General features: G+C 40.9%; 8 protein-coding genes and 2 tRNA genes. 7 read left to right on the forward strand and 3 right to left on the reverse strand.

All coding sequences use genetic code 11. From position 1 onward, the window contains the following. Positions 1 to 56 precede the first annotated feature (56 nt). Positions 57 to 1,511, reverse strand: a complete 1,455-nt coding sequence (drt2, locus tag B3S92_RS03270) for an antiviral reverse transcriptase Drt2 (RefSeq protein ID WP_296202706.1) — start codon at positions 1,509 to 1,511, stop codon at positions 57 to 59. A gap of 735 nt (positions 1,512 to 2,246) precedes the next feature. Between drt2 and B3S92_RS03275 the strand changes: the two genes are divergently transcribed. The 3 genes from B3S92_RS03275 to B3S92_RS03285 all read left to right on the forward strand — a co-directional run bounded on the left by B3S92_RS03275 (position 2,247) and on the right by B3S92_RS03285 (position 5,444). Beyond that, complete coding sequence (locus tag B3S92_RS03275; RefSeq protein WP_296202708.1) at positions 2,247 to 4,076, forward strand: PhoX family protein; 1,830 nt, start codon at positions 2,247 to 2,249, stop codon at positions 4,074 to 4,076. Positions 4,077 to 4,275: 199 nt separating this feature from the next. Beyond that, positions 4,276 to 4,788: a hypothetical protein gene (locus B3S92_RS03280; RefSeq protein WP_296202710.1), complete on the forward strand. Its 513-nt coding sequence runs from the start codon at positions 4,276 to 4,278 to the stop codon at positions 4,786 to 4,788. Between the two features lie 281 nt (positions 4,789 to 5,069). Continuing rightward, positions 5,070 to 5,444, forward strand: coding sequence for a DsrE family protein (locus B3S92_RS03285; protein WP_077451094.1), 375 nt, complete (start codon positions 5,070 to 5,072; stop codon positions 5,442 to 5,444). A 78-nt stretch (positions 5,445 to 5,522) separates the two neighbouring features. Here the strand turns inward: B3S92_RS03285 and B3S92_RS03290 are convergent, their stop codons facing one another. Beyond that, positions 5,523 to 6,020 (reverse strand): M48 family metallopeptidase, encoded by a 498-nt coding sequence (locus B3S92_RS03290; protein WP_341864625.1) that lies wholly within the window; start codon positions 6,018 to 6,020, stop codon positions 5,523 to 5,525. A 189-nt stretch (positions 6,021 to 6,209) separates the two neighbouring features. Here B3S92_RS03290 and B3S92_RS03295 point away from each other — a divergent pair, with 189 nt between their 5' ends. The 3 genes from B3S92_RS03295 to B3S92_RS03305 all read left to right on the forward strand — a co-directional run bounded on the left by B3S92_RS03295 (position 6,210) and on the right by B3S92_RS03305 (position 7,765). Beyond that, positions 6,210 to 7,094: a pirin family protein gene (locus B3S92_RS03295; RefSeq protein ID WP_077451096.1), complete on the forward strand. Its 885-nt coding sequence runs from the start codon at positions 6,210 to 6,212 to the stop codon at positions 7,092 to 7,094. A gap of 389 nt (positions 7,095 to 7,483) precedes the next feature. Continuing rightward, positions 7,484 to 7,559 (forward strand) — tRNA-Ala (locus tag B3S92_RS03300). A 130-nt stretch (positions 7,560 to 7,689) separates the two neighbouring features. Next, a tRNA-Glu gene (locus B3S92_RS03305) sits at positions 7,690 to 7,765 on the forward strand. A 240-nt stretch (positions 7,766 to 8,005) separates the two neighbouring features. On the opposite strand, the gene B3S92_RS03310 is transcribed toward B3S92_RS03305, so the two are convergent. After that, positions 8,006 to 9,580 (reverse strand): Do family serine endopeptidase, encoded by a 1,575-nt coding sequence (locus B3S92_RS03310; protein ID WP_077451097.1) that lies wholly within the window; start codon positions 9,578 to 9,580, stop codon positions 8,006 to 8,008. A 603-nt stretch (positions 9,581 to 10,183) separates the two neighbouring features. Here B3S92_RS03310 and B3S92_RS03315 point away from each other — a divergent pair. After that, complete coding sequence (locus B3S92_RS03315) at positions 10,184 to 12,499, forward strand: cation:proton antiporter (protein ID WP_296202718.1); 2,316 nt, start codon at positions 10,184 to 10,186, stop codon at positions 12,497 to 12,499. Positions 12,500 to 12,618 lie beyond the last annotated feature (119 nt).

A 12,618-nucleotide genomic window follows, 5' to 3' on the forward strand; every position in this document is an offset into this window, starting at 1 on the left:
ATAAGCCAAAACTTTAGTTGAGTATGAATAGAACGTGAGTCTTACCTAGTTAAGGCTCACTTTTTTTTATTTAAATAGTCATTAAATAAATTGTAATGCCCTTTTACCTGTCTTTTGATATTTTTTGACTCATGAATCCTAGATGCCCTAAAAGCATAACTTACATAATTTCTTTGACCTATATAAGTAAATCTTGTATGCAATGTACGCATATACATATTAGGGCTATTTAGATTGTCTTTCTCCTTAAGCCTCCTATAATGTGCCGTACGCATTCTTACTGCTTTTCGTAACTTACGCCTATATCTAGTCTGACCAGTTTCTCTGAGAAAAACCTGCTTACCATCAAATAATAATCCTAAGTATTGAAGTTTATCTGGATTGTTGAAGCTTCTATTGTTTATATCATGATTTATGAAGCCATCTTTGAACTCAACTCTTTGAGTTTTCTTATTATTAATATTAAGTTTAATTTTTTGTATAGCACACTTAATAAAGCTTATAGCCTGCTGTTCTTGTTCTTTATCTATGATGAAAATCATATCATCGCTATATCTGAAGTACTTACCACCCAGCTGAGCCAAGTAGCTATTTACTTCTTTATCAAACTCAATCATATAAACATTAGAAAGTAGACCGCTAATTGGAGAGCCTTGTGGGATGCCTTTACCAGACTTATTGACGTTAATTAGCCTCTTCCCTCTTATTCTATCTCTAAAATCTTTAGAGCTACAGAGCACCTCATAACGCTTGTGAAGCGTTTTGGAATTGAGCGATAATCCTAACTCTTTATAAAGCTCTTCTTTATCAACAGAAGCAAACCTTGTAAGGGACTTATAAACTTTATAATGATCAGGTGGTAATTGAGTATTTTGTAATAAATCACACCAATTTTTCTTTAAAATCTGGTGATCAAAACGATCAAAAAAATTCTCAACATCATAGCAAAGCACTATACAGTCTTTTTTAGTACGAATAATATCGAAAACGTCTTTACTGAAGTGAATATTACATTTAGAAACTAACTTACCGTCAATAACTCGCTCGACTTTCCTATAGGCTAAAGAACAGTCTTCGAGATTATTATCAACAAGAAATTTCTCATAAGGAGTTTCTAGTAACCTAGAATAATAAGCATAAATATCACTATCAAGATGACTGGCGTAGCTTATACCTCTTACTTTTGGGCTGTTTAAAACATATTTATATCCCTCAATATTTGCTTTATTAGTTAATGTATAGGATATAAAAGGATAAAGATGATGATGAATAATAAGAGGAGGTTTCGAAAGAGGGTGGAATTTTAATTTATTATTATAATATTTAGCTACCCTTTTAATTTTATTATCCACTAAGTTATAAAATATAAAGGGATAAAAAGAGTGCTTAACAATGTTAGAAGGGTTTATAACATATTCATATACAAAGGAGGGAGAGCGTTTTTTATCAAAATGTAAATAGTTACGCTTCTTGTTACGCTCTTCGAAGAATTTTTTATCAACTAAAACCATATCATCTCCATTGCCAACTGAGGAGGGTCAGACGACTGCAATCCTTTACTTCTAGTGAAGCGCCCCTCCAAAGTCTACGCCACCCTTTTAGAAACAAAAAAGGTGACCTCCTAATGGTACAGTCCAACATGTATTAGGAGATGCCGTATGATCAACCTATTAATCAACTTAATAAATATACTGGTTGTATATCTACTCAGCGATTGTGGAACGACACAAATTAGCATTCTAACGTTAGAATGGTCATTTGGGTCTACAATCCGAATGTTGACATACTTTTCCACCTAGGCGAATCCTAGATGCCTCTATTATTCTAATAATCACCTCTATTAAGTCAAGAGTCTATAGTTAAAATAGATTCAGATGACCTTACTTTTTAAAATTCAGCTTTTTATTTTTTTTCAAAAGAATTAAAGACATAAATAGTTATATTTATAATAAGTTTATCCCATAAAAATCAAATAACAGTAGATAGTAAAAATATAAAACGCAAGTTTTGCAAAAGCAAAGCTTGCGTTTTTTTGCAGTTTTCAATTGTCAGCTTTCAGCATTTACTGTTACCACCCATTATCACAATACTGGCTATCCTTTTACCGTAAAAGGATAGCTATCCAGCTAGCCAAATTAACAATGACATATTATTGCAATATTCAATGACTATAGTACCTGTTCTATAACCCACTCTATGTATTACTTACGCCAACCCTAAACATCTATTTATTTATAGGTTTAAAAATGACTATTAGCTTATCTCGCCGTGGTTTTTTGAAGACAGGTAGTATCCTTTCAGGAGCTGCATTTTTAGGAGGTTACAGTCCATCAGTATTTGCTAACGCAGCTGGTAAATCAAAGTTGCTAAACTTTAAGGCTTTACCAGCAGCCACTACAGACTCTGTACGTATCGCTGAGGGTTACAATGCTGAGGTGTTAATTTCGTTTGGGGACAAACTTTTCCCAGATGCCCCAAGTTTTAAGGACGACCGTAGCAATAAAGGCGCAGATTATGCCAAGATGTTTGGTGAAAACAACGATGGTATGGAGTTTTTTGAAATTAACCGTGCCGGTGGTGTATTAGCGGTCAATAACGAATATCCCAACCAAAATACCCTTTTCCCCCATAAAGAGGATATGCCAAAGACGGCTGACGAAGTACTAAAAAGCCAAAATGTGGTTGGACTTAGTCTGCTGGGCTTAAAAGCTGATGGGACTAACAAAATGCGCTTTGATGTTAATTCGCCATTAAACCGCCGTGTTACCGCCCATACGCCAATGCTGGTGTCTGGCCCTGCCAAGGGACATGACTTACTAAAAACAAAGGCTGACCCCCATGGCAAGCATGTTCTGGGTACATTTGGTAACTGTTCTAGTGGTAAGACGCCTTGGAATACTTATGTCACCTGCGAAGAAAACTTTGATGACATGTTCGGGGCTTCAAATGCCGCAGTGATTAATAAAGACATGAAACGCTATGGGGTACAAGCGGAGTCTGGCTATGGCTGGGAGAAGTTTGATGATCGCTTTGACTTAAGCAAAAATCCTAATGAAATTAACCGCTTTGGCTGGGTTGTCGAAATTGATCCTTTAAACCCAAATAGCACCCCAGTTAAACGTACTGCCCTAGGCCGCTTCAAACATGAGAACGTAGCACTACAAGTGGCTAAAAATGGCAAAGTAGTTGCTTATATGGGCGATGATGAGCGCGGCGAACGCATCTATAAATTCGTTAGTAAACGAGCCTATAAAAAAGGGGACATCGCTCATAACAAAGACCTGTTAGATGAAGGTACTTTATATGTTGCTATCTTTGATGGGGGTAAGGAGCCATTAAAAGGAACAGGACGCTGGGTCGCCCTAGAGCATGGCAAAAATGGTTTAACCAAAGCCAATGGTTTTGAATCACAGGCTGATATTGCTATTCACACCCGTCAAGCAGCTGACCTTGTCGGTGGCACCCAGATGGATAGACCTGAGTGGATTGCGGTTAACCCGTTAAATGGCATGGTGTTCTGTACCCTGACTAATAATAGCAAACGCGGTGATACCTTTGCGCCTAACGCTGCAAACCCACGCTCAGACAACATTTATGGACATATTATCCGCTGGCGTGAAACTGGGGATGACCATACGGCTGAAACCTTCGAATGGGATATGTACGTAATGGCAGGCAATCCTAACGTTTATCCTAAGGGCGACCCTCGCTCTGGTAGTGATAACGTCACTGCTGAAAACTCTTTTAATAGCCCAGATGGTATTGGCTTTGATTCGAGTGGTCGTATTTGGATTCAAACCGATGGTAAATACAGTAACGACGGTGATTTTGCAGGGCAAGGACACAACTCAATGCTGTGTGGTGACCCTATTACCGGTGAAATCCGCCGCTTCTTAACCGGTCCAAACTCGTGTGAAATTACCGGTATAGCTTGGGCCCATAATGAGTGCACTATGTTTGTTAATGTGCAGCATCCAGGCGAGAAAAATGATTCAACTTTCCCACACAAAGGACAAACCCCTCGCTCCTCTGTCATTATGATTAGCAAAAAAGATGGTCGTAAAATCGGTGCTTAAACAGTATTACAATTGCTTTTAAGAGCATAGTATTGCTTTAATAAGCGATAATATTTGAGTGATCAATAACGCAGTTTTTGCATACGCAGAATCTGCGTTTTTTATGTCATAACTATCAAAAAAATGTAAGTTATTGTAAAATAAACCTTAATAGAACAATCTATTATTTTATTAATTGCTTACTTTTGAGACTTAAACTATGAAAGTAATAAAGTATATCTTTGCTTTAGTTATCTCTTTATCTTTTTCTTTAAATAGTTATGCAACAACTACTCTTATAACACTTCCTTGGGGCGAAGCATCCGGTGGGTTTGGAACATCTATAATGTATAATTCAGATTACGATTCGAACTTAAAAATCTTCGATGCTGTTGTAGCTCACTCTAAAGCAGGAGAGCAAAGACTTTATTTTTCTAGTGCTTATTTGGGTGATAATAATGTGTGCAGCTATGAGACTAGTTATCCTACAAGTACAACTTTGGTATTTAATGGACAAGCTGTAAAAATGTCACGCTGGTGCAGAAAGTTTGGTGATGCAAATAAGTACTTTTATAGTTATACCCCAGAAACAGAACGTGGACATCGCTACGTGGTTAATCTTTTTAGAACATCTGTCTCTCCAGTCTCAGTCAAACTAGATAATGATTTATTATCTCTTCCAGCTATTGGATTTACTAGAATATGGAACAGTGCCGGCGGTAATGCCATCTAGTTATAAGCAGTAGCTTCCCAAACCCCAAAAGCTGAGTTACATACTCAGCTTTTTTATGCCTATTAAAAAAATAAAGCTTATAGCCTACCCTCTTTTAAATCTTTAGAAATCTTAGCTTACCTACCTATAACAGGCTTACGACAAAACATTATATAAAAAAATATAATAATTGTTATTCTAATAATCAGAGACTAAATAATAAGGTAACTAGATACCCACTCCCCTTATAGCAAGAAATCCAATCCACTTATAATAAGACACCCAAAACCAAGGAGCACATCATGCCCAACGTAACAGATTTTGTAACCACTTTATTCGATGATACCAGCAATCCAAGTAAAATTACTGTCGGCTTAACCATGGCCGTTAAAGCATTAGAGAAAGGCCATTCAGCAAGCGTTATCTTATTTATAGATGCTGTTAAACTTTCTAAGCCTAATGCGCTAGATGAGATAGATATTGGCGCCCCCTTTAAACCTGCTAAAGACTTACTAGAAAAATTTATTGAACAGGGTGGAAATGTACTGGTATGTGGCGCTTGTATGCAGCATAACGGCATTAAAGAATCAGAGATTGATCCCCGTTTTGAAGTTATAGATGGAGGTGATGTCGTTGATTTAATGATGGGTGCCACAGGCTCGCTACAACTGAGCTAATAGCATACGTAAGTTTCTAAATTAGAAAAATAAGAAAAGGGCTGTCAGTTATTGTCAGCCCTTTTTACAAAAAATCTTTTATCCTTGAGACTTTTGCAAATCTCGCCACAGCAACCACAACCGCATGTCCAGCTCAACCTGATGATAATCAGGCTGCATGTGACAACACAGCTGATAAAAAGCTTTGTTGTGCTCGCTTTCTTTAAAATGGGCCAATTCGTGTACCACTATCATTTGCAAAAACTCAAGCGGCGCTTCTTTGAACACACTAGCGACGGTAATACTGTTATGCGATTTAAGTTTACTGCCCTGCACCCGAGACTGGTGGGTGTGTATGCCGAGAGCCTGCTTTAATACTTTAAGTTTACTGTTATAGCTGACCTGCGATAAGGTACCCACATTTTTCATGTGTCGGTTTTTTATCTCGGTCACATATTGATACAAGGCTTTATCGCTTTGAATTTGATGTGTCTCTGGGTATTTTTGTTGCAAATACAGGCCCAGTTTATCCTGCTCAATAAGGGACTTAACTTGATCTTGGATATGAGCAGGATAATGGGCTATATATTTCAAAATGGTATTCCAAATCAGGATTCTAAAATAAGCACTGTTTATTTCAGCAGTAAGCTTTTAACAATCGAATATAGGGTTATGATTAATTAATATTCAAAATAGGCAGTTAACAACTATAACACATGGTTACGCCTTGATATTGATGGCAGTAGAAACCAAATACAAGATATATCAGACATCAGGAGAAAAATAATGACTAGCCCTATAAAAAACGAGGTGATGCTTACTCAACCTCGTCAAGTTGAACAGCTTTATGCTGGTATAGACACCCAAGATGGGGCGGGCGTTAAACTAACTCGAGTGCTGACTCATCAATTGCAGCAGCGTCTTGACCCTTACTTGATGTTAGACAACTTTAAAAGCGATGATCCAGAGGATTATATCGCTGGCTTTCCAAACCATCCTCACCGTGGCTTTGAAACCATCACCTATATGATTACTGGCCGTATGCGTCATAAAGACAGTGCTGGCAATGAAGGGTTACTCGAAAATGGTGGTGTACAGTGGATGACGGCTGCTAGTGGAGTTATTCACTCAGAAATCCCTGAGCAAGAAGATGGTGAAATGGAAGGCTTTCAGCTTTGGTTAAACTTACCGGCCAAAGACAAGATGAACAATCCTTGGTACCAAGACTTCCAAAATGCTGACTTGCCAAAGTTTGTGACCGAAAATGGCACAGAAGTAACGGTAATCGCCGGTGAGTCCAATGGCATAGCAGGGGCGGTAACTCGAGAAGTCACTGAACCTACCTATCTAGACATTCATTTACCAGCAGGTGCCAGCTTTAGCCATAACATTCCACCCAATCACAATGCTTTTGTGTTTGTGTACCGTGGCAATGCCAGTATTGAAGGCAAGCAAGTACCCCTTAAAAACATGGCCATCCTAAAAAATGACCCCAATGCGGATGGCATCACCATCCAAGCCGGTAGCGAGGCTACCAAAGTTATCTTGGTCACCGGTCGCCCCTTGAAGGAGCCTATCGTGCAATATGGCCCCTTTGTGATGAACAGTGAGCAGGAGATTATTCAAGCTATAAATGACTTTCAACAAGGTCGCTTTGGTGAGGGCGCTTAACTCAAAAGTTAGACTCATACCAAGATAGCTTAATAGATAATCGAGGGCTAGCCCCTAGTCCAAGCCTGGTTTTGAAATAAAGGGGTCAAATTTAATTTGACCCCCTTTTTTATTACTCGCTTACTGGAACCACACCCCTTTTAAAGCCGCAAATTAGTGGCCAATTCGACTAAGTTTTAAAAAGGATTAAAAAAATAGCACTATTTTTGATTATTGGGCTTTTCATAGCGATCATTTTGACCTATAATGCCCGCCACATCTTATGGGATGGTAGGTATAAACGCTGTTTTTGCTGTAAAAAGCCTCTTTTTTGAAATATTTTTAAAATAGTTGAAAAAAAGTGTTGACAACATTTCATTACCCGCATATAATACGCCCACTCTTAGAGAGGGGCTATAGCTCAGTTGGTAGAGCACTTGCATGGCATGCAAGGGGTCAACGGTTCGACTCCGTTTAGCTCCACCACATTTAAGATTAGTTGATACTCAGAATATTTAGTATATAATGATTGTCAGCGGCACCAACGTAAGCACCTAGGCAAAGCTATTTATAGCACCTTACGTTGTAAAACTATTTCATGTTTACATGATTTTGTGTCCCGTTCGTCTAGAGGCCTAGGACCCCGCCCTTTCACGGCGGTAACAGGGGTTCGAATCCCCTACGGGATACCACCTATTCGAGCTTATCCTTAGCGTTATATTTGTTAATAGATAAGCACTAAACCTCCAATCAGAACGATTGGAGGTTTTTTTATGTCTGCTATATTTATTCTGTTATTTTTTTTATTCTATCCCTCTTATCTCTTTAATCTGTATTAATAGAAACCGACAATAAAAAAGCGACGCACTCAAAAAAAAGTAGCGTCGCTTTTTGCTTTCTGAAATAGAAAGTTAAAAATTAACAGTTCGTTCTTAATCCAAACGCAGACCGATAATGGCTGGGATACCCTGACGAATAACCTCAATGGTTACCACCCCCTCTTCTGGAAGCTGACGTAGGGCGCGTTGGAAGTCATCGATACTGCTGATCGACTTCTGGTGTAAGTTGGTAATCACATCCCCTGGTCTTAGCCCAGCACGAGCGGCGAGCCCAGTAGGATCAACTTCTGTGATCAACACCCCTTCTCCGCCTAGCTTAGCCAAGCTCTCACGCGGTAAGGCTTGTATACGTAATCCTAGACGAATCTGACTGTTATTGGCTTTGGTGACCACGGCATCAGGGGAAACCTCATCAGGCGCTGCTGATAGTTTACCTCTGATATTTAGCTGCTTGCCTTGACGTAACACCACAGCGTTAAAGGCATCACCTGGCTTACTGCGGTTAATGATGTTTAATAAATCTGACGACTCTAAAATCATCTTATTGTTGTATTGAGTGATAATATCACCAGCTTTCAGTCCTGATGCTTCTGCCGGAGAGTTTGGCGTCACTTTAATCAATAAAGCCCCTTGTGGCTTACTTAGACCATAAGCTTCTGCTAAGTTGCGATCTATATCTTGCGGGAAGATACCCATATAAGCACGCGACACTACCCCAGTTTGTTTGAGCTGCTGGTAGATGTCTAAGGCTTCGTTAATGGGGATTGAGAAGGACAGCCCCATGTAACCACCGGTGCCACTAAAAATTCGCGAGTTAATACCAATCACTTGTCCATTGCGGTTAAACAAAGGGCCGCCAGAGTTACCAGGGTTTAGCGCCACGTCTGACTGAATAAAAGGCACGCTGATATCACGTGAAAAGTTACGAGATTTGGCACTAACGATACCCGCAGAAGCTGAGTAGTCGAAACCAAAAGGAGAGCCAATGGCCAATACCGGCTCCCCCACTCTTACCGCATTTGAGTCTCCTGTGGGCAAGGCGGGATAGGACTTACCAGGCGACGCTTTTACTTTGAGCACCGCCACATCGGAGCGCTCATCACTGCCTACTAATGTGGCATCCAATTCAGTTCGGTCATTTAGGGTGACGGTAATTTTATCTGCACCGGCAATCACGTGGTGGTTGGTTAACATATAACCATCGGTACTCACAAAGAACCCAGTACCATAGTTATACTCAATAGCTGGAGGCTGAGCGCCTGGAATGCGAATTCTATCACCAAAGAACTGACGCAGTAGCTCAACGGTTTGAGCCTTAGCCAACTCTTCTTCACTCACTTTAGTGACCACGTTAACTCGGGCCACACCTGGACTTACCTGTTCCACCAGATCTGAGAAGTCGGAGGCCACCAAAGCCGCTTGAGCCACTGAGGGGGTCGCAGTGGCCGCCACCAAAGCGCCGGTAGTTAAGGCCGTACTCACTGCTCCTAGCCCTAAGCTACTGGCTGCCAGCACTGAACCCACACTTACCGCTTTTAGGGCTTGCTGAATTTTGGTGAGCTTTTGGCTCAAAATATTAGGGAAGACTAAGGCATCGTCTGCCCGATCTTCTGTTACAGCGTTCACTGCAGTGGTACGAGGATTGTCTGTCTGTGAAGCACTATTCATTATAGTAATTCTCCTGGAGGGTCTGTGTTAAACAATAGGTTGACCTCAGTCCATTCGTGGGTCATGTCAACTTTACAGCCACAGCCGTTAATTATAATCATTTATAAAATCTGTAATTCATGATAAGGCGTTTTTATAGCATACGCTAGCCACTTATAGCACGAGCAAGCATCGCTTGAATTGCAGTTGCTTTCTAATTTAGTAACTGGGTCAAAAACTACAGCATCCTTGGGTAATTGTACCGCATCTGTTACTTTATTTCGTGATATCATAAATTCACTTAACCCTAGTTTTTTTTACTCAGGGTGTCAACAGTCGCCCAATGTATGGCCAATCATCTGCCAATCTCACTGGGTTATAGGACTATCAAAACAATAGCGCTAATAAAGATCAGCTGCTACAAATCATGGCTAAATTTAAGTACATGACTTTATGGTAAGCCCTGCATTAGTAAAGCCTAGTCATAGACCACTGGGCTTTTTTACAGTGCCTACTTACCGATTCCTGTTTACTATTTTTCATAACCGCATATTTATATCCGCTGGATTTAATAAATGCTGACTGCGTAACTGGGAAAGGGCACTGCATACACAAGGATTTTTTATGGATACCGCCTTATTATTATCTGGCGTGGTTGGGCTAGGCATTGCTGCGCAATGGCTAGCTTGGTATTTAAAACAGCCGTCAATTTTATTTTTATTACTGATTGGTATTTTTATTGGCCCGATAATGGGCTATTTTAAACCCGATGCGGTCATTGGGGATTTACTGTTCCCTTTTATCTCTTTGGGCGTGGCCATCATTTTATTTGAAGGCTCACTCACCTTAGAATTCGAAGAAATTAAGCAACACGGCACTGTGGTGCAAATGTTGGTCTCAGTGGGGGTATTAATTACCATTGCTGTGGTCGCCCTATCTACTTATCTATTATTCGATGTCGATCCGCTAATTGCGTTGCTATTTGGCTCCTTAGTCTGTGTTACCGGTCCTACGGTGATTATGCCGCTGCTACGCAGTGTGCGCCCTAACAAGACCATCTCCAATATCTTAAAATGGGAGGGGATCATTATTGATCCCGTGGGCGCTATCGCTGTGGTTTTGGTGTACGAATACATCATCTCAGGCGGTGAGGCCAACAGCATCTTCTTATTTGCTGAGATTGTGATTATTGCCACTGCCATTGGTATGTTTGGGGCGTTTGTACTGGCAAACTTAATCAAACGTCACATGATTCCTGAGTTCTTACACAACGTTTTCACTCTAGCTTTCGTGCTGCTTCTATTCTCTGTATCCAATCATCTAGAGCATGAGTCAGGCCTATTGGCAGTGACGGTGATGGGCGTGGCTTTAGCCAACTGGAAAGACTTCCCCCGTGAGCAGATCCTAGAATTTAATGAGTCGTTAACTCTGCTATTAATCTCAGTCTTGTTTATTGTATTGGCGGCTCGGGTTGAATTAGACAGTCTGTTAAGCGTCGGCTTCCAAGGCTTAGTATTATTAGTCATTGTTATGTTTGTGGCGCGCCCTTTGTCGGTGTGGGTTTCCTCTATGGGCTCTAACTTAAAAACTTCTGAAAAAATGATGATCAGTTGGATTGGGCCTCGAGGTATCGTGGCTGCTGCCATCTCTTCTCTATTTGCTATTCGGCTGCAAGAGTATGATATCCAAGGGGTAGAGCTGTTAGTACCGCTGGTATTTATGGTCATCATTGGCACCGTCCTCATTCAAGGCATGGGCGCAAAGATGGTAGGTAACCTGCTTGGGGTACGTGAGCCTGCCAGCAACGGGGTGCTTATTGTTGGCTCAAACCCTGTAGCGCTTACCGTTGCCACGGCTTTACAAGACCAAGGCTTCGATGTTGTGGTGGCCCATAATAACTACACCAATATTGCCAAAGCTCGTATGTCTGGATTACGCACCTATTTTGGCAATCCCATCTCTGATCATGCTGAACGTCACTTGGACTTAATCGGGATTGGTCACTTGTTTGCTATGAGCACTGATAAAGAGATGAACACCCTATCGGAGCTACATTATCGCCATGAATTTGGCGAACAAAAAATCTATCGCTTAAAGTTCACTGAAGACAAATCAAAGACTGAAAGAGAAACGAAGCGCTCAGGCTTCAATTCACGTTGGTTGTTTGGTAAGGACGTGACCTATACTAAGATGGCCAGTATGCTGTCGAAGAAGGCTCGGGTAAAGATCACCAACATCACTGACAGTTATAGCTACAGTCAGTATCGGGCCGACAATAAGCAATTTGTGCCTTTATTCACTATTGATAAAGAAGGTCGTTTACAGGTAATCAGTGACAGCTTTGACAATGAGATTCCTCGTGACCATAAGCTGGTGGCACTGGTCATTGAAGATGAAGTGCAGCCAAAAGAAGTTGATGTCACGGAGAAACAAAACCAAGCCCGCGCCTTAGCCAACTCACAGTTTGAAGCCACCTCAAAGCCCCCTGATAAACGTAAAGAGAAAACCATCACCGAAGGGGTAGAGGATCCAAGCCATGGTTTGGATATCAGTAAAGCTGATTCAATGCCAGTTGATCCACCCGCTAAAGCAGCTGATACTCAACCTAGCCAAGATGTTACAAGCAACAACAGTGAAGCCAAGCCTTCAACGACTGCTTCAACAATTTTGCCTACTACGCAGTTAGAGGCTGAGCTGGCAACCAAGCTTGAGCAGAGCTTACAAAAGCACTCTGATAACAATGCTAGTAATGGCAGTAGTGGCGTTAATGGCCATACCAACAAAGCTTCTGGCAATAAAGGCAGTAGACCCGCTTCGGTCAAAAACCTGCAGTCACAAGACAATGGTAACTCTCAAGCCCCGAGGCAGGCTGATGGCTCATTAGACCCTCAGCGTTTGCCCGACACTGAAGCAAAAATTAATTCGGATAAATCGTCTTAGAACGCCATGAGTTATTGTTAATCCAAAAACAGTCAACAAGCGTCTAAAAACTATCCAAAAAAAAGAGCAGCTCATATAGAAGCTGCTCTTTTTTTATCTACTGTCCCGTCCTGAAATAA

It is taken from the genome of Psychrobacter sp. UBA3962 (assembly GCF_002385225.1).
Taxonomy (GTDB): Bacteria; Pseudomonadota; Gammaproteobacteria; order Pseudomonadales; family Moraxellaceae; genus Psychrobacter.